At 37.9% G+C, this 21315-nt stretch carries 19 protein-coding genes; 4 read left to right on the top strand and 15 right to left on the bottom strand.

Going from position 1 to position 21315, the window contains the following annotated elements; translation table 11 throughout:
* Nucleotides 1–109 precede the first annotated feature (109 nt).
* The 6 genes from REI64_RS03595 to REI64_RS03620 all read right to left on the bottom strand — a co-directional run bounded on the left by REI64_RS03595 (nucleotide 110) and on the right by REI64_RS03620 (nucleotide 6624).
* Nucleotides 110–883, bottom strand: coding sequence for a DUF3108 domain-containing protein (locus REI64_RS03595; protein WP_308848726.1), 774 nt, complete (start codon nucleotides 881–883; stop codon nucleotides 110–112).
* A gap of 106 nt (nucleotides 884–989) precedes the next feature.
* Entirely contained in the window at nucleotides 990–1505 is a 516-nt protein-coding gene (locus REI64_RS03600) for a DUF2480 family protein (protein ID WP_308848727.1), read from the bottom strand.
* 170 nt (nucleotides 1506–1675) lie between these two features.
* Nucleotides 1676–3772 carry a SurA N-terminal domain-containing protein gene (locus REI64_RS03605; RefSeq protein WP_308848728.1) on the bottom strand — a complete coding sequence of 699 codons (2097 nt, stop codon included), beginning with the start codon at nucleotides 3770–3772 and terminating at the stop codon, nucleotides 1676–1678.
* 126 nt (nucleotides 3773–3898) lie between these two features.
* Entirely contained in the window at nucleotides 3899–4531 is a 633-nt protein-coding gene (locus REI64_RS03610; protein WP_308848729.1) for a hypothetical protein, read from the bottom strand.
* 40 nt (nucleotides 4532–4571) lie between these two features.
* Nucleotides 4572–5906: a hypothetical protein gene (locus REI64_RS03615; RefSeq protein ID WP_308848730.1), complete on the bottom strand. Its 1335-nt coding sequence runs from the start codon at nucleotides 5904–5906 to the stop codon at nucleotides 4572–4574.
* The gene (locus REI64_RS03620; protein ID WP_308848731.1) at nucleotides 5887–6624 is read right to left on the bottom strand and encodes a type III pantothenate kinase; all 738 of its coding nucleotides are present in this window, start codon (nucleotides 6622–6624) and stop codon (nucleotides 5887–5889) included. Before REI64_RS03620 ends, REI64_RS03615 begins: the two co-directional genes overlap by 20 nt.
* Nucleotides 6625–6885: 261 nt before the next feature.
* On the opposite strand from REI64_RS03620, the gene REI64_RS03625 reads away from it, so the two are divergent.
* A complete protein-coding gene (locus REI64_RS03625; RefSeq protein ID WP_308848732.1) occupies nucleotides 6886–7815 on the top strand; it encodes a tetratricopeptide repeat protein in 930 nt (309 codons plus the stop codon).
* Nucleotides 7816–7831: 16 nt separating this feature from the next.
* On the opposite strand, the gene REI64_RS03630 is transcribed toward REI64_RS03625, so the two are convergent.
* From REI64_RS03630 to REI64_RS03640, 3 genes are all read right to left on the bottom strand, one after another.
* Nucleotides 7832–8809, bottom strand: coding sequence for a DUF6427 family protein (locus REI64_RS03630; RefSeq protein WP_308848733.1), 978 nt, complete (start codon nucleotides 8807–8809; stop codon nucleotides 7832–7834).
* Between the two features lie 56 nt (nucleotides 8810–8865).
* Nucleotides 8866–9852 carry a glycosyltransferase family protein gene (locus REI64_RS03635; RefSeq protein ID WP_308848734.1) on the bottom strand — a complete coding sequence of 329 codons (987 nt, stop codon included), beginning with the start codon at nucleotides 9850–9852 and terminating at the stop codon, nucleotides 8866–8868.
* A 252-nt stretch (nucleotides 9853–10104) separates the two neighbouring features.
* Nucleotides 10105–10956 carry a UDP-2,3-diacylglucosamine diphosphatase gene (locus REI64_RS03640; RefSeq protein WP_308848735.1) on the bottom strand — a complete coding sequence of 284 codons (852 nt, stop codon included), beginning with the start codon at nucleotides 10954–10956 and terminating at the stop codon, nucleotides 10105–10107.
* A 361-nt stretch (nucleotides 10957–11317) separates the two neighbouring features.
* Here REI64_RS03640 and REI64_RS03645 point away from each other — a divergent pair, with 361 nt between their 5' ends.
* Nucleotides 11318–12400, top strand: coding sequence for an acyltransferase (locus REI64_RS03645; protein ID WP_308848736.1), 1083 nt, complete (start codon nucleotides 11318–11320; stop codon nucleotides 12398–12400).
* A gap of 1 nt (nucleotide 12401) precedes the next feature.
* Here REI64_RS03645 and REI64_RS03650 read toward each other — a convergent pair whose 3' ends face one another.
* A complete protein-coding gene (locus REI64_RS03650; protein ID WP_308848737.1) occupies nucleotides 12402–12662 on the bottom strand; it encodes a DUF4834 family protein in 261 nt (86 codons plus the stop codon).
* A 263-nt stretch (nucleotides 12663–12925) separates the two neighbouring features.
* Nucleotides 12926–13126, bottom strand: a complete 201-nt coding sequence (locus REI64_RS03655) for a YwbE family protein (RefSeq protein ID WP_308848788.1) — start codon at nucleotides 13124–13126, stop codon at nucleotides 12926–12928.
* A 418-nt stretch (nucleotides 13127–13544) separates the two neighbouring features.
* Here REI64_RS03655 and REI64_RS03660 point away from each other — a divergent pair, with 418 nt between their 5' ends.
* Nucleotides 13545–14096, top strand: coding sequence for an RDD family protein (locus REI64_RS03660; protein WP_308848738.1), 552 nt, complete (start codon nucleotides 13545–13547; stop codon nucleotides 14094–14096).
* Nucleotides 14097–14151: 55 nt separating this feature from the next.
* Here REI64_RS03660 and uvrB read toward each other — a convergent pair whose 3' ends face one another.
* The 3 genes from uvrB to REI64_RS03675 form a co-directional block, all read right to left on the bottom strand.
* Entirely contained in the window at nucleotides 14152–16191 is a 2040-nt protein-coding gene (uvrB, locus tag REI64_RS03665; protein WP_308848739.1) for an excinuclease ABC subunit UvrB, read from the bottom strand.
* Nucleotides 16192–16398: 207 nt separating this feature from the next.
* Complete coding sequence (locus tag REI64_RS03670) at nucleotides 16399–18768, bottom strand: M1 family metallopeptidase (protein ID WP_308848740.1); 2370 nt, start codon at nucleotides 18766–18768, stop codon at nucleotides 16399–16401.
* A 10-nt stretch (nucleotides 18769–18778) separates the two neighbouring features.
* Nucleotides 18779–19363: a HupE/UreJ family protein gene (locus tag REI64_RS03675; RefSeq protein WP_308848741.1), complete on the bottom strand. Its 585-nt coding sequence runs from the start codon at nucleotides 19361–19363 to the stop codon at nucleotides 18779–18781.
* Nucleotides 19364–19472: 109 nt separating this feature from the next.
* On the opposite strand from REI64_RS03675, the gene REI64_RS03680 reads away from it, so the two are divergent.
* Nucleotides 19473–19955 carry a DUF6702 family protein gene (locus REI64_RS03680; RefSeq protein ID WP_308848742.1) on the top strand — a complete coding sequence of 161 codons (483 nt, stop codon included), beginning with the start codon at nucleotides 19473–19475 and terminating at the stop codon, nucleotides 19953–19955.
* A 241-nt stretch (nucleotides 19956–20196) separates the two neighbouring features.
* Here REI64_RS03680 and REI64_RS03685 read toward each other — a convergent pair whose 3' ends face one another.
* Nucleotides 20197–21297 carry a glycoside hydrolase family 16 protein gene (locus REI64_RS03685; RefSeq protein ID WP_308848743.1) on the bottom strand — a complete coding sequence of 367 codons (1101 nt, stop codon included), beginning with the start codon at nucleotides 21295–21297 and terminating at the stop codon, nucleotides 20197–20199.
* Nucleotides 21298–21315 lie beyond the last annotated feature (18 nt).

The raw sequence follows: 21315 nt of genomic DNA on the forward strand, positions 1-21315 counted from the left end.
AACTGCGTAATTGGTTAACTGTTATTTCGTCCGAAAAAATTAGCTAACAGTTATGCTTAACCATTTTGCCATACAGTTAAGCGATTAAAACAATTAACCAAATAAACAATTAACCTTTACCTATCGGATATTTTAGCCCTTCGGCAGATTTTAGCTCCATAGTTACTGAACCTACTAAAATCTCTACTTGTGCTTTTACGGGCACACGGTTGCCGTCATCGGTGATCCAAAGGTACAACTTACTATCCTTTTTAAAAATACGTCCAGGTTTAATAGAAGGACTAAATTTTAGACAGTTAATATTTCCAAGCTTAGATTTGATAACTTCCTTCCCTACGTATTCGATTTCTAACGCCGAAATTTCATCCCCTAAAAAATAGTTGAGCTTGAAGGTGTCATTTATTTTCAGTTTGCTGATATCTAAACTGCGGGCAAAATAATAGGCAGAAACCAAATCAAAAGTTTGTGTAGTGGGAGCTGTGTAAGTTCCTGTATTGGCTACCACCTTTTTAGTATCCTGATAAAAACGGGCTTTGTCTTGTCGGCGATATTTTGCTTCCCTAACATCTTCCTGATAGAAATAAGGTGTAAGCTCAACTTTATCTATGTACGAATCGTAATGATCGCGAACTTTATAAAACACATCAAATGTACCAGAGGTCCGAGCATCAACTTGCAATCTGTAAGTAGACTTGCCGTCAAACTTCATATCTGAAGGCAAAACTTTTATCGTTGCTTCTGCCGCTGTGATAAAACCGTACTTCAATTTATAGGTAAGCACCTCACCTTCCTTAAAAGCCACTTCTTTTTTCAAGGGCAGCTCTTGGCCAAAGGCAAACTGTTTGATTGCGATTAAAGCAAATACTAACGCTAACTTTCTCATACTTTAATTAAAACAAAAAGCAATCCAAAATTTAGCGCTGGCAGAAGTGCAGATGTTAACATTTGTTAAATTTTAAACTTTCTAGTAAAATCTAAATGTACACATTCTAATCTTTTCTTTTATAGATGGGCACTGTAGAGCAAGGTTCGCCATACATGATACTTTTTACTACTGGAGTAAGTAAAGCAGTGATTTCTACGTAAGCAGAAACTGGAATTTGTGGATTTGCGCAACCTTTTACCACCACTCTTTCACCTGCGTAATCATCTAAATTAATTTTTGAAAGGGCTTTGGAGAAAAGTACGGTATCTAAAACATCGAGATTACCAAACACTACTTCGTTTGCGTAGGGCTTCATTTTATTAGCCAGTAACATATAAGCCCAAGTTGGCACAATGGCATCTGCAGTACACGTAATAGCAACGTTCTTACCTTCGTATTGTGTCCAATCGTGTGTTTTAACGAACTCTCTAAAATCTTTCTCCTTTAGCATTAGCCCATGAAAAAGGTTGTCTTTTATATCATACAAAAAGCGCTCACCTTTCTCTAAATGATCTTCGAGGTTAAAAGTGATTAATCCGCTTGCTGCTACTTTGTTAACGATGTTTTCTTGAATATCCATAACTAACTATTTGTGCTGTCATTGCGAGGAACGAAGCAATCTTACAAAAGTAGCTAAAGTGTTGACACTCTCGCTTTAAGATTGCTTCGTTCCTCGCAATGACGATTTCTATAAAATAAAAAACCGTCCCGATGTAAAATCGGGACGGTTACAAAATTAAGTAAATAAGATTAATAGAATTTCACCCTATTGTCTTTTATATCAGCTTTTTCTTGCAATGCTTGGAAAGCGTTACCTAAAGCACGTTGACTAATGTTCATCAACATACTTTCTTTTTGCTTAAATGTATTTGCTAGTGGAGCTGGATTAGTAAATCCTTCTACTACAAAAGCATAGACACCCCTATCGCCTGCAATAGCTTTTGAAAGTTTACCTGCTTGTGAACCAAATACAGTTCCAATCACTTTATTTTCTTGTGATAAGCCAGGAATAATTGGATTAGCAAATACCATGTTTTGAACTGGTGTTGCTGTTTTTCCTAACTTTTGAGCTACAGCATCGATACTTGAAGTACCAGCTAAAGCTTTGTCGAACTTCTCAGTTAACATCTTAGCTTTTTTAGCATTCAATACCTGAGGCTCGATTTGTTTCTTCACATCTTCTAAAGACAATTGTCCTTTAGGTTTTACAGACGTTACTTGCGCTACTACGTAAGCATTATCCATCGTGTAAACCTGTGCTAACACATCACCTTTATCTGCTTCGTATCCATCTCTAATTAACTGACGAGGATTATCTAAACCTGGAGCATAACCTTGTGTAGCTGTAATTCTATCAGCAATACCAACTGTATAGCCTTGTTTTTGAGCTAAAGCACTGAAATTATCAGATTTTACTTCGTTTAAGAAAGTAGTTGCTTTTTTGTAAGCGGCATCTCTTGTTTTTTGACTAGGCACTAAGCTTTTCTCAATGTAAGCTAATTTAACCACTTTAGATGAGCCAACTTGTTTTTCAACTTTAATTACGTGAATACCGAATTGCGATTTTACCACTTTGATATCGCCAGTTTTAGCATTGAAAGCAGCATTTTCGAACTCAGGAACCATTGCGCCACGAGCAAAAGTACCTAAATCGCCACCTTGATCTTTAGAACCATCTACGCTGTATTTTTTAGCTAGTTCAGCGAAACTACTTCCGCCTTGCGCTAAAGATTTTAAAGAGTCTGCAAGTTTAAATGCTTTATCATCGCCACCAACTTGTGCAGGATTAATTAAGATATGGCTTGCTTTAACTGAATCTGGAGAGAAACGGCTATCTACAACTTTCGCTAATTTGTAAGAATTTCCAGAGAATTTAGGTCCGTAGAAACTTCCAACTGGATAGTTGAAAATTACCGAATCTACTGCTGGATCTAATTTACCTTTAGAAAGATAAGTGTAAGGGATCTTAACATCAGAGTTATTAGCAGAGAATAACGAATCGTTTGGTGTGGTTTTAAAATCAGCAGCTAATTTTTCTACCTGAGTTTTTACAATTGCGCTATCAGCAGCAGTTGGCTGAATACTGAAGGCAACATATTGAAAATCTCTTGTTTCTTGAGCATTATCAAAACGTTTTTTGTTTTCTTCGTAATAAGCTTTGTAATCAGCATCTTCTAACTTCACATTTGCATCAAGAATAGAGCTGTAATCTAAGTTTACATATTTGAAATTAACCAATTTATTACGGTTGATGTACTCATCATTAGCTTCTAAACTAGAAACGTAAACAGAGCTACTCACCAATTTGGTGTATTTTTGTTGCAGCGCTTGTTTTTCGATTTCCTCTTCAAGCATTAACCATTGCTGAGCCAATTGAGGATTTGTATTTCTAGACTTAAGAGAAGTCATTACAGCTGCTCTATCAAACTCACCAGTTTGTGGATTACCGAAATACTGTGTAATTAATGGGCTAGGAGTTTTGCCTTGGATTAGATCGAAAAGCTCGTCTGCAGAAACTGTTAAGCCTACACGATCAAACTCTTTACCTAAAACGATGTTTGCAATTTCCGACTGCCAAGCTTGATCTACTGCCATAGCTTGCATTTGAGCGTTCATAACGCCTCCGTACTGTTGCTTAAACTGAGCAGAAGTTTGCTCTACTTTTGTGTTAAATTGTTCGTACTTTATGTCTTCCCCGTCAATAGACCCTACTGTTGTTCTAGACGCACTTAAAAAAGATTGTCCGGTAGTAAAAACGTCTCCAATTAAAAATGCTACAATTGCGAAACCTATTGCTCCAATTAAGATAAGCCCTGCACGGTTACGCAAGAATGTCATTATACCCATATTATTCTATATTAAAATTTTATTTTAAGAGGGCGCAAGATACAAATTTGAAACAAATTAGAAAATATTAAATTTCAATTGTTTTTTAAGTTGAAAACTAGGAAGATAGAAGCTTAAAATTGGTGGCTATTGAGGCAGTTTTCCATTATCAACATAACCCTGACCTGAAGGCATGGTAATGCTGTAAGTACTGAAATCTTGTGGGGCAGAAAAGCTAGTTCCATTAAGCACATTTCCATCTTTTGTAGTTACTGTACCAGCCGGTGATGTATAAAGACGCTTGTTCTCGTCCCATGTAAGTTCTTCGGTGGTAAAAGTCATGTTATCAGTAACTACAACCACATTTTTCCTAAATATGGTAATTTTTTCCACTTCTTTATTGATAGCGTAGTTTGAAGTTATGGTTCCTTTGTTTTTTAGAAAATCATCTAAAAAATAGATTTTAACGCCATTGGGCATTTCGCTATAAGCAGCACCGGCCGAAGGAGTTACTTTATCTAAAATGGGTGCATAACCTTTTGCTTTTACCTTTGCAGAATCGCTATAAATTATCTCTACGCCGTAAGTTCTGTCTTTAGTTAATGTAACTTTATTGGCAGCAATGGATGAAACTTTTTTTAGGTCATCGCCACCGCAAGAATAAAGAAGAAAGGTAAAAGTAAAAAGACCAAAGACTAAAGACTGAAGACTTAAAGCTGGCGAGCTAAAATTTTCGCCTGCAAAAGTGTTACCGCCAATCTTCAATTTTACCGCTTTCAACGCTATACTTCTTTAATCTTTTAGCTTTTTTCAAGCCTTATTAATCAAACCTAAACCTTTGGAACCATCTATCATTCAACAAGAAACTTAAATGAAAGTTTACGTAGCGCTCTTGAATTAAACTATTTGTAATTTTCCCTCTTCTACCAACTTCTGCAGAAACGTTCATTTTATAGAATGATGATCTTCCGTAACCAGATTGAAGCGGCAGCCCTAATCCGAAAGTAACCGCAGTCTGCTTCACATCTTCGTTAGCCATTCTAATATATGTTTTATCGTAAGTAAAGCCTAAACGGTAATCAACTCTTTTAAAATATCCGTTAATTGCAGTGATATCTGGCGTAAATTGACCACCAACAGATACACCATAAGTATCTTGAAGACCTTGGTTTACATTATCTATTGTTGTTTCAGACCATTTTCCCGTGCGATAATCAGCACCGACCAACCATTTATTTTCTTTTTGCAAGGTGAACCCAAATGAATGCAGCAAAGGCATTTTCAAATCTGTTTTTCCATTCTCTGTAAAGCTTAACGTATCTAAAGCTGAACGCTCGTTTCCTTGCGCATCTTTAGTATATATGGTAGTGTACTGGCTTTTCTCTGAGTTTAATTTTGAACCAGAAGACCCAGAATAACCTAATACCAAAGAAGTTCTACTACCTAAGCGAAAGTCGTATTGTGCACCGTAGCTGTAGTTAAGTCCGTAAATACTGTTTTTCACCTGATCGCGAGAATTAATAGCGCCAGGATCATTTACAAACTCGGTAGATGCACTTTGTATCAAGTTACCAAAAAGATATTCGGCATTGGCACCCACTCTAAAATGATCGCCAAATTGGATACCGTAACCTAGATATGCTTTTGACAAGCCTCCTTCGCCTTTGTATAAATAATCTACAGATTTTGCACTTGTACCAGTTCCTAAAGTTGCAGTATTTCTAAAATCGTAACCTAGCTCTGAGTATGGTAAAATACCGATACTAACTGCAGATTTAGTAGTAAGAGGAAATGCCATAGCTACATGGCTTAGCGACGCATTGAAACTACGCTCGCTTAAATTATTCGTCTTTAGTTCTGTTGAGCTTCCAGCCATACCAATATCTAAAGTGGTAAGACTTATACCAGCATAAGAAGCTGGATTTTGCATATTGATATTATTAATATAGCTAGACCTAAAAACACCCGTTGAGATACTTCCCATACCTCTTTGCTGAGGTAAAACAGAGCCTCTTAGGTTACCCAAGCCAAATTTAGAATATGGAGATTGTACTGTTGTTTGCGCAAAAACCCCTAACGACATTGTTAGCATTGACAGCGTAGCAACATATACACGCTTAATTTTATTGTTCATTTTATAATGTAATAACTTCATTCAAGCCTTTTAAAACCAAATATGGTTCGTGAGTAATCTGGGCGGCAAATATGCTATTTTTTAATTGCTTGGTCAAAAAAAGCGAATCGCCTCCGGTTAAAACTACCTTTAAATCTTTATTTCTCTTATGCTCTATGGCAATAAATCCCTCTATTTCGTTAAGCGCTCCCTGCAATACACCTCGCTTAATAGCATTCTGCGTATTACTTCCCTCTTCAATACGCTCTTGTTCCTTATCCCAATTTACCAAAGGGAGGCGACCAGTGTAATGGTTCAAAGCCTTAAAACGCATATTCAAGCCTAAACTTATGCTTCCGCCAAAGTATTCATTCTTGGCTGTCAACACATCATAAGTTATGCAAGTGCCGGCATCAATCATCAAAGTATTAATACCCTTATATAAGCAATGCGCTGCAATTACCTTTGCCCATCTATCTAGGCCCAAAGTTGCAGGGCTTTCGTAATGGCTTTTTATACTGCCCATTATTTCGGTAGTGAAACGTGTGTAATGGGTATGTTTATTTAGCAATATTTCGAGGTGGTTTATTTCATTGCCCACGCTAGAAACCGTCGAATTCTCTATCTGATATTCGGCAATAAGTTTTAAGAGGTCTTTCTCTTCTAGTTTTTTAAGCTGTAGGAAATGAATGAGTTCTTTTTGCTCAAAGACTGCTATTTTACTATAGGTATTGCCAATATCTACGACCAGATTACGCATCAATATTTTACCTTACCAAACCAAAATTTACGAATAGAAGAAACATCGCTACCAGTTTCATGCCACAAAGCTATTAATCTTTGGCAAGTTTCGAGGTATCAATTTGTTAAAAAAGGTTAAAGCAACATACTAAACCTATGGCACCCGCTCAAAAGATTTGTTTTAAAGACTAAGTTCTTGAAACGATTAAAATTAATCTAAAAACACAATATGGGCACCTTCTTGTTTTGTTATAACGATGATAAGTTAGAACAATGTAGTATGAAACAGTTTTTTTCAGTTTTAATTTTAGTATTTATAGCTCTGCTGGCAAAAGGACAAAATGCACAGAAGGAACGAAAGGTGGTACAAGTAATGACCCCACAAACATTCTACTTGAATGGCAGAACCAGAGGAACTTTAGGAGGTAGATCAAGCACGTCTTTCAACATTACACTTCCAAAAAATACAATAGAATGGTATTATTCTTTCACCACTTCAAAAGGTGAAAAATCAAAAATAAACATTGGACTTTTATCTCAACTTACTAGGCTTTATGATCCCACCGGATTAACAGCGGTTGCTACCAATGCCATTTTAACCCCATCGGGTGCTGGTGTTTGTGATATTTACCTAATGGACAGAGAAAACTGCAGTAAATTTAATAGAACACTGGATCAGCTGAGGGGTAATTTCACTTATGACACCGATTTCTCCAGAGAAAACTATCGTGATGGAACGGTATATATTAACGAAACAATGTCTAATAAATGGTGCTTAGCTTTTAGAAACCCAAGTGCTACCGAAGGAACATCTGTCACTTTTGAAGTGGTAGCCATTGTGGAAGAAAATATGATAGTTAAAAAGACTGAGAATGAAAGCAGAGCGGAAACCTTTGCAACGCTTGGCAGAGCCTCTTTTGAAAAAGAGGAGTATGATAAAAGTTTAGAGTTCAGCAAGCAGGCAATAAGTTTAAATCCAAATTTAGAGCGTGCTTATCCTCAAATTGGAATGGTTTATCTCATAAAAAAAGATTACATTTCTGCCATTAACCACTATTCTACTGGCATAATGCTCTTTAAGAAATCGGCAAATCCTAAATACTGGTTTGATGAAGCAATTAAAGACCTAGAGCAACTAATTGCCAAATATGGAGCGTTAGAAGGAGCAAACGATCTGTTGGGAATACTAAAAAAAGAGGGTACAGATTAGCTGGATTGATTGGATATTAAACAAACAAAAAGTACTGAATGCAAATCACCAGAATGGCAAAAAGGGTTTCGTAAAACCATCGTTTTTTGGCATTAGAAAAGAAATAAGCTAACAACACCGCTCCCGGAGGCACACACAACATAAAATGTGAAACTGTAACGCCACGTTTAGCATAGAAACTGAAAATGCTTACCAAAAACATAAAGAATAACATTTGAAACGCTTTCCGGGTACTGATAAAACTTCTAAAAAAGTTGTCCCTAAGCTGTATAACAGCCAAAATCATAATTAAACCTACCGGAATGAGCACCAAATAATCGTTGTAGTTAATCTGTAGCTTACTTGGGAACTTGTTGGTCAGCGGCTGCCAGATATCAATAAAACGATCTATCTTATCGTTCCAATAATAAAAAACCGCCACAAACATAAAAATGGTTAAAAAGCCGATGATCCCCGAAATCCACTCCCGCCAATTAAAAGGACGGTACATCAGTAAACTTAACCATAACATCAGCAACATTAATATGAAAGGGAAATAGATCAATGTGCCAATGGCGATGAGCATTCCTACATCAAACATGATGCTCATGGCGCTTGCCGTTTTCGAAAGTTTCAGGAATTTATCAATGATGATGATGATTAAAAAATTACAGATTAAAGCCGGACTGAGCACCAAAAACTGCAAAAATAAACTTGTACCGGTAACGTATAGTAATGCCGGTAGATAAGTTGGCTTGGCCAATAAGCCGTGATTATTAACGATACGATTAAAAATAAGCGCCTGCACCAATGCTATTACAGTTGCGAAAAAAACATTTGCTTCGGCAGATAGCACATCATTTGGGATATTGATAAAAAGTTTAGTGTAAGATTCTAAAATCTCGACATTAAGCTCTGGCGGCAGATGAAAAAAAATCGCCATGCGCATAAAAATGGTGTACGCTACCAGCAATGCCAAATTAAGTGGATGTAAACTTCTAAACTGATTAATCATCTTTAACCGAAAATAAGTGTTGCCGGTATTGCAACTTTGCAACAAAGTAAAGAAATTTATCTGGCAAAAGTATTTACCGTATGGGCAATAATTGAAGCCGTTTCGTCTGGGAAATCGAATTTATGCTCTTGTGGCTTAGCTACAAAATCTTTGAGGATAGGCACCCAATTTCTGTTGCTGCCCCAAATTACGGGCAAGCCAAATTGCTTTAAAGCGTAGGCGTTGCATTGCTGCTCGTACTGGAAACGCATTGGCGCAACCAATAACTTCTTGCCTAAGTGTAAAGCCTCTGCTGGCCCTTCAAAACCGCCACCAGTAAAAACGCCTTCACAGCTTGCCATGCTTTGGTTAAACTTTTCGTTGTTTACCGGTTCAACAAATACATTTCCATCCGCATAAGCTATTTTGGTATGCTTAGAAAAAACCTCCCAACGTACCTGTGGAATTTGTTTCAGCACCTTTACCAAATCTTTATCATCTATGGCTGGCAAGTAAACCGTGTAATGTCCCAAATTGCTTGCCTCCAACTGTCTAATTTCACTTCTAATTACAGGCTTGTAAATGAAATCATCGTACCTATCAAAATGGAAACCAATATGATGCGTAGTTGGTGCATATCTACTTAAAATCAGTTTGCCCCAATCTATAGTTTTAGGCCGCGGCACCTTTTTAGATTTGAACGAAGCCTGATGACTTAACGAAACGCTTTCTATACCTTTTAGCTTGCAAGCCCATGCAGAAATAGGTTCAAAATCGTTTAAAATGAGATTGTAATCACTTAGTGGAATGGCATTCATGTCCTTTTTGAACTGAAAAAGGTTCATGTTTTTCCAGGTTTTGTAATGGTCTACGCCACCTTTTTTGCCGAAAATAAAACTAAAGCCATGAAAGTTATACTTGATTTCTTGCGCCAACTTCACATCCACCTGTGTGCCCGAAATCAGTAAATCTACCTCGCCATGCTGTTGTAAAAGCGGAACTATCTCCCTTGCTCTGCTCACATGTCCGTTGCCCGTTCCCTGTATGGCGTAAAGTATTTTCATTCGGGTTCTAATATCTATATTTTTCTGCAGTATTCAGAAACTGTTTAAAAATCAAAGTATATTTTTATTGAGTGCGTATTAAAAATATGCTTGTTGGCGTCCCCGCTAACAAGGAATAATGTTCAGTATGCAGGAAATGACACAGAAGGATAATGCTCCCATTGGCGTCCCCGCCAATGTCGTAATTTGGTCTATAATCGTTAACGGTCTTTTGTAATTTCAACCGATTTGATGCTAACACGCTTTCAAGTTTCAGGCAATTTCTAACTTAATTTTCTGCAATAAAATGTTCACATCCAGCTTTCCTGTCAAGTCATCTCCATCCGAAAGCTCGCCCTGCTCTATCTCATCTTTAACGAAGTTTTGCGCTTCGTATTTAAAAATTTCCCAATTCCCAGCACTGTATTCTAAAGCGGTTAAATTCTCTACCCAATCGCCACTATTCAGGTACAAAACCTCACCTTCATTCGCTAAAATATTTCTCTTTTCTGGCTGATGAATGTGCCCGCAAACTACATACTGATAACCGTTTTCGATAGCCAATTCCGCAGCAGTTTCCTCAAAACTATTGATGAATTTAACGGCATCCTTAAACTTAGCTTTAATCTTTTTAGAGAAACTCATTTTTTCCTTACCAAAAAAAGTAAGCATCGAATTTACCATGCTATTCAGTAAAATTAAGGTGTCGTAACCAATTGCGCCTAACTTTGCCAACCATTTAGAATGCTGCATCGTTACGTCAAAAATATCACCATGAAAAAACCAAGCCTTTTTACCATCCAGTTCCATCACTAGTTTGTTTTGAAGGTAAAAAGAGCCCAAGCTCATATCAGCAAACTTGCGCAAAAGCTCATCGTGGTTTCCCGTAAGGTAGTACACATTTACACCTTCTACTACAAACTTCATCAGTTTTCGCAGAATTTTCATGTGCGTTTCTGGCCAATAGCGCTTACTAAACTGCCAAATATCAATAATATCACCGTTAAGGATCAGCGTTTTTGGCTTAATGCTTTTCAGGTATTTTAATAGCTCCTTTGCATGGCAGCCGTATGTACCCAAATGCACATCAGAAATCACCACAATTTCTACATTTCTCTTCTCCATAAGCTAATTTTGGTAGCGTTATTAATCTTCCTCTTCGCCAACGGTTAACTCGTACGGACTAAAGAAAAACGCTACAAAAAGAACCAGGCATACAATTAAAAACAGTTCAAGCATAGTATGATAATTAACTTTTACAAAAGTCTATACTGCTAATTAACTGATTGTTAAGGCATCGTTATTTTATTTAGATGTTTTTGAAAAGCAGTGTTAGTAGCTCTTTTGAAAGGGTAGTCCCGCTTTCCGTTCATGCCGATGAAAATCGGCATCCACTTCAATCGGGTTTATGTAACAACGTACGTACACAAAAACCTTGCTCAAACCAAGCAAAATGCTTATTCTTGAACTTTAACCCAAAACCAAAATGAGCGAATTATCTGCCAACGCAGCATTTAAGAGTAAAGCACATTTCGAAATTTTAGATGGCTTACGTGGTGTTGCCGCAATGGCTGTGGTGGTATTTCACTTTATAGAAATGTACACGCCACATCCCGACGATTTAATTGCTCATGCTTATTTGGCGGTAGATTTTTTCTTTTGTTTGTCTGGGTTTGTAGTTGCTTATGCTTACGATGACAGGTTAACACAAATGGGCTTGAAAACCTTCTTCAAACAAAGATTAGTGAGGTTGCATCCGCTGGTAGTTTTGGGAACGATATTGGGGTTGCTCGGTTTTATCTTCGACCCATTCGGAAATCAAATAGAAGCGTACAGCACAGGAAAATTGACCTTGTTGTTTTTTGCATCAATCTTGATGATACCTTACCCAATTATTGCCGAACGAGCTTTTAATAATTTTGGTTTAAATGCACCCGCTTGGACACTTTTTTGGGAATACGTAGCAAATATTGTATATGCATTAGTGTTGCATCGCCTTAAAAGAGTTTGGTTATTACTGTTGGCAATCGTAGCAGCAGCTATGCTTTTCTATGTTTCCAAATCAGCGGGAAATATAAGCGGAGGTTGGTCTAAAGATAATTTTTGGGATGGCGGTGTAAGAGTGGCTTTCTCGTTTTTAGCAGGTATGTGCGTATTCCGTTATCAGTTGATCATTAAAAATAAGCTAGGCTTTCCATTAGTAGCCGTGTTACTTGCATTGGCATTTTTTGTTCCATACCGAGATAGTTGGAATTGGATCACCGAACCCTTGTTGATTGTTGTTTACTTTCCGTTTTTGGTTGCCTTGGGAGCGGGAACGGTTTTAAATCCGGCGCACCAGGGAATTTGCCGACTGTCGGGACAACTTTCGTACCCACTTTACATTACGCACTACTTTGTACTTTGGGCATTTGGCAACTACTACGCACAGGCGCAACCCAACCATCAAACATTAGCTTGGGTAATTCCGTCATTAATTATAGGTCAAATTATTATCGCCTATTTAGCCATGAAATTTTACGATTTGCCAATTAGAAAGTGGTTGTCTCCGAAAAAAGAAGAAAACTAGATTACTTTACTTCCTCGTAGTCTACAAATTCACCCAAATTATCGGCGTTGCCTCTTCGTTTTTCTTTTTTAGGCATGTGATCTATAGAAATAGTGCCTTCTGGACGACGCGGTCTTTGTTGTTGCTGCTGCTGTTGTTGAGCTTGCTGTTGCATGTTTCCAAAAGCATTTCTTATTACAGCAGGGAATATAAGCCTAATCAATAACCTGATTATCCAGAGTACAATTATTGTGATGAATATAAATTTTATCAGAAATCCCATATCAATACTGTTATTACAAATATAGACTTTGCCTCCAGTTATTTGTTTCAAGTAACGATTTTCATTGCAATTTCATTACAATTCTATTAGAAACTTATGGATTTGTTACAAATTAGGCTTTCGTTTTCATCTGACAAACACATCCTAGCAAAAATCTTGCAATGGTCGTCCCTACGGGACTTTGTAATTGGTATCCTTTCAATTCCTACCATAAGGGCATCCCTACGGGATTTTGAATTGCAAATAAATTCTTACTGTATGCTTCACCCTTCCTCAACAATTTCGCAAACCCTACCAATTTGCCCATCTTCTAAACGTACTTTTATTCCTCTGGAATGGAAAGCCGAAGAGGTTAGTAATTTTTCTACCACACCGTAAGTTACGTTTCCATTTCGCTGATCTTTCTTTAAAATAATCCCCACTTCTAAACCTGGGTAAATTTCGTTTCTGTTTTGTCCTTGCACAATTGTAATTATATTTTGGTTCAAAACTACCTATAATACAGTTGTTTTCTTAAATTTATATTCGAACAACTATTTTATTCATCTAAATAATCTTTAAAAATTAATGCTCAAGTCAATACCAAAAATAAAAATATTAGCTTTTATACTATCTTCTTTGCTTATTTATTCCATATTTTCATACATTAAGTTTGAACTGAAGTATAATAGCAGTTCTCCATTTTTCCCTCGGCCATTAGAGAATTATATCCAGCCACTTACGCTAATAATTTATCTAATAGGAATCGTGCAATTGTTTGTTAGTAAGTTTAAAAAAAGTACCGTTTTAAAAATCTATCTACAATACTTCGTCATCACATATTTAGTATTGTTGCCTTTTAATATCTATTGGAACTTTTTCTCTCCAAATAAGCCCATTGGGATGATAAACCCATTTTTTATTGTTCTTAATTATGTTTTGTTTGCTTTTAAAGGCTATGTGCTATATATTCTTCAAAAAGATGCTACTCCCCTATTAGATCAGCAAGATAATGGTGATGTTGTTTTTAGACCAGTTAATAGGTGGAATAGATTATTTCATCACTTATTTGATGTAGCCTTTTATTTCTCAGCTATTTATTCGACCTCTAGCACCTATAGGTATTTACTATTTAACACTAATTTTTTAGATATTCCATTTCTCGCATCATTAATAAGAGCTTCTAATACCTTAACCGGCGCATCTATTATAGTTTCATTTTTTACACTTTTCTATTATCTAGTTTTGGAAGTAGTTTTCAATATCACCATTGGCAAAACTATACTCGGCAACATCATTGTTAACGATGAAGGTGCTCGCCCGTCTATCGCTCAAAGATTTGGCAGAACATTTTGCAGGCTTATCCCATTCAATGCTTTATCATTTTTATTTAATCAAAGAGGTTGGCACGACAGCATTACGAATACCTACGTCGTCAAAGCCGAGAAACGCTAAAAAAATATATGCAAAAACCATTTAGACTAAAGTTTCGAAATCCACAGTAGGTATTCTACTTTCCAAACCTTTCTTCAAATACTTTCTCCAAAGCAAACATCTCATCACGTAAACGGGCGGCCAATAAGAAATCCATTTCTTTAGCTGCCTTTTGCATTTCTTTACGAGATTTATCTAATGCTTTTTGTAGCTCTGGTTTGGTCATGTATTGCACTACTGGATCTGCAGCGATGCTCACTTCGTCTACTTCTACGTAAGCTTTTGCTCTGGCTTTCTGTTTTTCAGAAACTTCCAACACAGAGGTCTGCTCCATAATTTCTTCTTTAGATTTACCGACAGTCTTTGGTGTAATGCCATGTTCTAAGTTGTAAGCAATTTGCTTTTCCCGGCGTCGGTTGGTTTCGCTAATGGTACGCTCCATCGATTCGGTGATATCATCGGCGTACATAATTACCCGACCTCTATCATTACGAGCTGCACGACCAATGGTTTGGATCAATGCTCTATCCGAACGCAAGAAACCTTCCTTATCTGCATCTAAAATAGCTACGAAACTTACCTCTGGCAAATCTAGACCTTCACGCAGCAAGTTAATACCAATCAGCACATCAAACTCGCCCAAACGTAAGCCACGTAATATCTCCACACGTTCTAAAGTTTTCACCTCAGAGTGGATGTAACGACATTTTATGTTCAGCCTATCCATGTATTTGGTCAGTTCTTCTGCCATGCGTTTGGTTAGCGTGGTTACCAACACACGGTCGCCTTGTTTAATGGTTTTATCAATTTCGTCCAATAAATCATCTACTTGGTTTATCGCAGGGCGGATTTCGATTAAGGGGTCTAACAAACCCGTTGGTCTAATTACCTGTTCTACTACCACTCCATCAGACTTTTGCAGCTCGTAATCGGCTGGCGTAGCACTTACATAGATAGTTTGCGGTGCTAAACGTTCAAACTCTTCAAAGTTAAGCGGGCGGTTATCCAGCGCCGATGGCAAACGGAAGCCATATTCTACCAACGATAATTTACGTGACCTATCGCCGCCGTACATTGCCCTAATTTGCGGCACCGTTACATGGCTTTCATCAATCACCATCAGGTAATCATCTGGAAAATAATCTAACAAACAGAAGGGGCGCATACCTGGCGAGCGGCCATCGAAGAAACGGGAGTAGTTCTCAATTCCTGAGCAATAACCCAATTCTTTCATCATCTCGATATCGAAATTGACACGTTCTTCCAAACGTTTGGCTTCGAGATTTAAACCATCACCTAAAAGTTGGTTTTTACGCACTTCCAATTCCTCTTGTATGCCCCAAATTGATTGGTTAAACCTTTCTTTTGGTGTAACGAAAAGGTTGGCTGGGTAAATGGCAATATCCTCTAATTTCTCTATGGTTTTTCCCGTAACCGGATCAATAGCTGATAATTCTTCGATATCATCTCCAAAAAATGAAATACGATAAGCATGGTCCATGTAAGCTGGATAAATATCTACTGTATCGCCTTTTACACGGAAAGTTCCACGCTTAAAATCATTAATGGTACGGGCGTATAAAATTTCCACCAGGTGGTGTAAAAAAGCATTTCTACTTACCCTTGTACCTACACCAAAACGGTATACGGATTTAGAAAAATCTTCTGGGTTTCCCATACCGTAAATGCAGGAAATAGAAGAAACAATGATTACATCCCGACGACCTGAAATCAAAGAAGACGTAGAACGCAAACGCAGTTTCTCTATCTCTTCATTGATTTGTAAATCCTTTTCGATATAGGTATTCGTTGTAGGCATGTAAGCCTCTGGCTGATAATAATCGTAGTAAGAAACGAAGTAGTTCACCGCATTTTCTGGAAAAAACTGTTTCATTTCGCCATATAACTGTGCTGCCAAAGTTTTGTTATGACTAAGGATTAGCGTTGGCTTTTGCGTTTGCTCAATTACGTTTGCGATGGTAAATGTTTTACCCGAACCAGTTACACCTAACAAGGTTTGGTAATGCTCGGCAGCATTTACTCCTTCTACCAATTGTTTTATCGCCCCCGGCTGATCGCCAGTTGGTTTATATTCAGAGATGAGTTTGAACTTCATTATTACAAAGATACGGTTTAGGGATTATACGTTGCTATGAATCTGGTCGTCATTGCGAGGCACGAAGCATTCTGTTATGAAATGACAACATACCGCTTTAAGATTGCTTCGTGCCTCGCAATGACGAATACTAAACAGCTACCGCAATAAAAAGTTACAAAAAAGCCCCGATAAAATCGAGGCCTTCGGGTATTTATCCGAGAATTATTATTTGCTTTTTTTCACTTCTAACTGCATTGGGTTGACGCCTTCAGACTGCCCCCTGCCAGCTGCAGATTTTGAAGCCTTAAACATCTGGAATTTAGATGGCGCAGCTTCTACCGCTCCCCAAGTGTTGTTACTTTCGTTGATATCAGCAGTTTCGCGGAAAGGGTCTACTTTAATGGCCGCCACTTCTTTATCTAGCGCATAAAATTTAGAAGTTTTCACTTCGTTCAGTCTCCATATTTGTGCCGGTATTCTATCCACCATTTTAGTACCATCTTTAAAAGTGAACTCTACAATAATTGGCATCACCAAACCGCCTTTGTTACTAAAGTTCAGTTCATAAAAATGTTTGTTGGCATATTTAGATTTTTCTTCGCTGGTAAACTCTTCCAAAGGCAATCTTACCTCTTTTGTTTTTACTTTACTGCTGTCTATTTGCACCAAACCTCTCGCATATTTCCAGTAAAAATCACGAGCTTCCAAATCTTGATCTGTATAGAACTTAATGCGCTTATCTTCCCTATTTCTTTGTTTGCTGATATCGTCATCTGTTAAGATAGGTTTATCTACCGTTTGCTTCTGCTTCATCGTTTTTGCAGGCTTCGGGAAATCGGCTTTGGCATATTTCACTTCATCCAAAGAGATATCGCAAGCATCGGTGCTGTAGAACCAACCTCTCCAAAACCAATCTAAATCTTCTCCACTAGCATCTTCCATTGTTCTAAAGAAATCGGCTGGTGTTGGATGTTTAAACGCCCATCTTTTTGAATATTCCTTGAAAGCATAGTCGAAAAGTTCGCGGCCCATAATAGTTTCCCGAAGAATGTTTAAGCCCGTAGCAGGTTTTGCATAAGCATTAGGACCAAACTGCACAATATTTTCAGAGTTGGACATGATAGGTTCCAACTGATCTTTTGGCAACTGCATATAAGGCACAATGGCATGAGCTGGCCCACGTTTGCTAGGAAATTTATCGTCCCAAGATGATTCGGTTAAGAACTGCGTAAACGTATTCAAACCTTCGTCCATCCAAGACCACTGGCGCTCATCGCTATTGATGATCATTGGGAAGAAATTATGGCCCACTTCGTGAATGACCACACCAATCATCCCGTTTTTCACGGTTTCACTATAGGTTCCGTCTTCGTTAGTTCTGCCGTAGTTGAAACAAATCATTGGATATTCCATTCCGTTTGCAGCCTCAATACTTTGCGCTACTGGATATGGATAAGGAATAGTGAAATCTGAATAGGTTTTGATGCTATGCGCAACTACCCTTGTAGAATACCTGCCGTACAAATTGTAAGCCTCTTTGCCGTAGAAGCTCATACAAAGCACGTCTTTATCTGCCACTTTTTGGTTCATGGCATCCCAAATGTACTTACGTGATGAAGTCCAAGCGAAATCCCTCACATCTTTAGCGTGGAAAACCCAAGTTTTTTTGGCCGTCGATTTTTTGGTTTCGGCAGCTTTAGCTTCTGCTAAGGTTACTATTTCTATCGGAGCTTTAGCCGTTTTAGCAGTATTAAATCGCGATAGTTGCGTTGGGGTTAGTACTTGTGCATAGTTTTGGCACTCGCCTGTAGAACCTACCATGTGGTCTGCTGGCACGGTCATTTGTACTTTAAAATCACCGAAGGTTAGCGCAAACTCGCCCCTGCCTGTAAATTGTTGGTTTTGCCAACCTTGAAAATCACTGTAAACGCAAAGACGTGGATACCATTGCGCCATCGTGAACAAGTAATTTCCATCATTTGGGAAATATTCGTAACCACCTCTACCACCTTTCGCAATCCGATCTACAATTTTGTAATTCCAATCGATATTGAAAACGAATTTATCTCCAGATTTTAAAACAGGTGTTTCTATACGCATCATTGTTTTATTGATGGTATATTTTAGATTTTTACCTTGCGCATCTGTAATTTTCAGAATATTAAAACCAAAACCATTGTCTGCATTAGAAAGTGAAAAGTTTTCTACTTGGACGTCTGTAGCTCTATCTGGCATTTTAGAAGACACTTGATAGTTGGCATTTTTGAGGTTGCTATGCTGATTTTCATCGAGCTGGATCCAAAGGTAAGTCAAAGGATCTGGCGAATTGTTATAATAGGTGATGGTTTCGCTACCTTTTAAGGTTTGCGTGTTTTCATCCAATTCGCATTTGATATCGTAATCTGCACGTTGTTGCCAATACTTTACCCCTGGTGCGCCACTAGCGGTACGCTGTTCGTTTGGTGTAGGTAATATAGTGCCCAATTGCTCGAACTTATTACCATGGTTGCTACCCGGATTGTTTTGGATATTTTGTGCCAATGCCGATGAAGCAAGTAATGTAGCACTTAAACAGAAACCGTAAAATCTTTTCATTTGATACTTATTAAAAAGGTATGCGCTGCAAAGCCATTTGTAAAGCTAATGCAAAAACTGCGGATGATAAAAATATGATCCAATCTCTTTGCCTCACTTTGAAGAAATAAAGCAAAATTCCCGATATCAACATTGTTAAAGCAACAAAAACAATTTGCCCTACTTCTAAGCCCAAATTGAAGCCAAACAAACCCCAGCCTATAGATTGGTCTTTTGCCAGCATCATACGGACCGAATTTGCAAAGCCCATTCCGTGGATTAAGCCAAAAAACAGTGCTAAATAATAATTAATTTGTACTCCTTTTTGCCTCTTCCCATTTTTAAATAAATTGGCTATAGCAGTGATAAAAATAGTGCAGGGAATTAAAAATTCTACCCATTTACTATCGAAACGGATGATATCTAAAGCACTCAATGCCAAAGTAGCGGAGTGACCAATCGTAAAAGCCGTTACCAATATCAAAATTTGTTTGATCTGTTTGGTAGTGTAAACGGCTACTAATGCCAAAATGAAGAGTTGGTGATCTAAGGCATCTAAACTTACAATATGCGACCAACCTAACTCAAAATAGAATAAGAAATCGGAAAAGGACATATCGAAGTTAATTTTAGCGGTGAATTTTACTCTAAGTTAGGTTCTTTCTGTTACTTTTAAGGTTTAGATAATAAAAATGAGCACAATATTTTCAAAATTGTTACTTCTGATGTTACTTCCTTTAAGCTTTTTGCCGCTAGAGGAGAATAAAAAGCATCCGTTTCATGTAAGTACAACTGAAATTAGCCATAACGCTAAGGACAAAACCTTAGAAATTACATGTAGGATTTTTACGGATGATTTTGAAAACGTGTTAAGCCAAAGATTTAAGAGCAAAATTGATTTGCACGCTAAAAACAGAGAAAAAGAGATGAACGGTTTCATCAAAAACTATATAGAGACAAATCTAAAAATTGCTATAGATGGCAAAATGGTAAAGCCTAATTTTCTCGGCTTTGAAAATGATCATGAAGCAACCAATGTATATCTGGAAGTAGAAAAGTTATCCTCTTTTAAAACATTAGTTGCAAATAATGGCATTTTATACGATTTGTTTGATGATCAAATGAATATTCTTCACGTAGAAAAGAATGGAGCTCGAAAAAGTACAAAGGCGAGTTTTCCAGAAAAGAAAATGAGCGTGGCTTTTTAGTTTTTTGGTTAACTGGTTAAATTGTGTAACTGGTTAATCGACTATAACATGTCGATGTCCGATCACTTCCGATCCATCAGGGGTTAGCGCCTTATATTCCCCTCTTTTAGAGGGGTGCCTGAAAGGCGGGGTGTTAAATCGCCATTACTATCTCTTATCGATCCCCATCTAAAAACCAAAGCCCCAAGTTTTACCTCGGGGCTTATTCAAACAATCTATTAACTAACGGATGAAGATAGTTCTATTGAAAAACTCTCACATAATCTATAATATACTTTTGTGGAAATACGGTGCTTGCATTTGGTGCACCTGGCCAATTTCCGCCAACGGCTAGATTAAGCAAGAGGAAGTATGGGCGCCTGAATTCGTCTTTATTTGCGCCAGTAGTATCGAACGTATAAAACTCTTCGTTATCGAGATACCACTTGATTGAGCTGGCTGTCCAAACGATAGAGAACACATGGAATTTATCGTAGAAGTCGCCAGATTTTAACGTGGTAGAACCGCCGATATATTTGTGTCCTGCATCTTCGTAGTGCACTGTTCCATGGAGGGTGTTATCCTTTCCTGGGCCACCGCCAACCATTTCCATGATATCGATTTCTCCAGAAAATGGCCAATTCACCGTTGTAATGTTTGAACCCAAAGCCCAAAACGCAGGCCAAATACCCTGACCTTTCGGCAACTTAGCTCTCATCTCGATACGACCATATAAGAAATCCTTTTTGCCTTGTGTTTTTATTCTTGATGAAGTGTATTCACGTCCACCGAAAGATTCCTTTTTTGCGGTGATGGTTAAGTAGCCATTGTGCACTCGGGTATTTTCTGGGCGGTAATATTGTAACTCCCAATTGCCCCAACCTTCGTGACCGTTACCTTCTTCGAAAGTCCAAAACCTAGTATCTAAAGCAGTGCCGTTAAACTCATCTTGCCAAACCAAGGTCATACCCGGATAAGTTTCTGGTGAGATGTAACCACTGTTATCTATTACTTCGTTCTTTTCTACGGTAACCTGTTTGGTAAGCTCTATAGATTTATTGCTAGCAGAATACGCTGTTACTTTTACGGTGTAAGTTCCACCTTCGGCATAAATCGTATACGCTTTACCGTCATTAGAACGAATGCTCTCGTTAGCGCTTTGCCCAAAAGAAAACAAATAACGATCTGCATTATTTGCTGTAGCTACAAAATCTACTCTTCCAGAACCATCGCTACTAACGTTTGCTGTTAATTGTAAATCTGTTGGCTCGGTGGCTTTTGCCTCCTTTTTGCAGCTCATGCTCATGGTTAGTACAAAAAGCGCCATGATACAACTTCTAAACAATAATGTGCGTGCCTTCATTTTCTCGGGTTTAAGTTC

Source organism: Pedobacter sp., assembly GCF_031119335.1.
Classification (GTDB): Bacteria; Bacteroidota; Bacteroidia; order Sphingobacteriales; family Sphingobacteriaceae; genus Pedobacter.

What these genes read in the sequence shown, in the direction of transcription:
- REI64_RS03630 (WP_308848733.1), bottom strand. Translation starts at nt 8,809, where the DNA reads ATGATTAATCAGTTTAGAAGTTTACATCCACTTAATTTGGCATTGCTG.
- REI64_RS03680 (WP_308848742.1), top strand. Translation starts at nt 19,473, where the DNA reads ATGTTACTTCCTTTAAGCTTTTTGCCGCTAGAGGAGAATAAAAAGCAT.
- REI64_RS03635 (WP_308848734.1), bottom strand. Translation starts at nt 9,852, where the DNA reads ATGAAAATACTTTACGCCATACAGGGAACGGGCAACGGACATGTGAGC.
- REI64_RS03675 (WP_308848741.1), bottom strand. Translation starts at nt 19,363, where the DNA reads ATGTCCTTTTCCGATTTCTTATTCTATTTTGAGTTAGGTTGGTCGCAT.
- REI64_RS03645 (WP_308848736.1), top strand. Translation starts at nt 11,318, where the DNA reads ATGAGCGAATTATCTGCCAACGCAGCATTTAAGAGTAAAGCACATTTC.
- uvrB (WP_308848739.1), bottom strand. Translation starts at nt 16,191, where the DNA reads ATGAAGTTCAAACTCATCTCTGAATATAAACCAACTGGCGATCAGCCG.
- REI64_RS03595 (WP_308848726.1), bottom strand. Translation starts at nt 883, where the DNA reads ATGAGAAAGTTAGCGTTAGTATTTGCTTTAATCGCAATCAAACAGTTT.
- REI64_RS03670 (WP_308848740.1), bottom strand. Translation starts at nt 18,768, where the DNA reads ATGAAAAGATTTTACGGTTTCTGTTTAAGTGCTACATTACTTGCTTCA.
- REI64_RS03625 (WP_308848732.1), top strand. Translation starts at nt 6,886, where the DNA reads ATGAAACAGTTTTTTTCAGTTTTAATTTTAGTATTTATAGCTCTGCTG.
- REI64_RS03660 (WP_308848738.1), top strand. Translation starts at nt 13,545, where the DNA reads ATGATAAACCCATTTTTTATTGTTCTTAATTATGTTTTGTTTGCTTTT.
- REI64_RS03650 (WP_308848737.1), bottom strand. Translation starts at nt 12,662, where the DNA reads ATGGGATTTCTGATAAAATTTATATTCATCACAATAATTGTACTCTGG.
- REI64_RS03620 (WP_308848731.1), bottom strand. Translation starts at nt 6,624, where the DNA reads ATGCGTAATCTGGTCGTAGATATTGGCAATACCTATAGTAAAATAGCA.
- REI64_RS03600 (WP_308848727.1), bottom strand. Translation starts at nt 1,505, where the DNA reads ATGGATATTCAAGAAAACATCGTTAACAAAGTAGCAGCAAGCGGATTA.
- REI64_RS03640 (WP_308848735.1), bottom strand. Translation starts at nt 10,956, where the DNA reads ATGGAGAAGAGAAATGTAGAAATTGTGGTGATTTCTGATGTGCATTTG.
- REI64_RS03615 (WP_308848730.1), bottom strand. Translation starts at nt 5,906, where the DNA reads ATGAAGTTATTACATTATAAAATGAACAATAAAATTAAGCGTGTATAT.
- REI64_RS03685 (WP_308848743.1), bottom strand. Translation starts at nt 21,297, where the DNA reads ATGAAGGCACGCACATTATTGTTTAGAAGTTGTATCATGGCGCTTTTT.
- REI64_RS03605 (WP_308848728.1), bottom strand. Translation starts at nt 3,772, where the DNA reads ATGGGTATAATGACATTCTTGCGTAACCGTGCAGGGCTTATCTTAATT.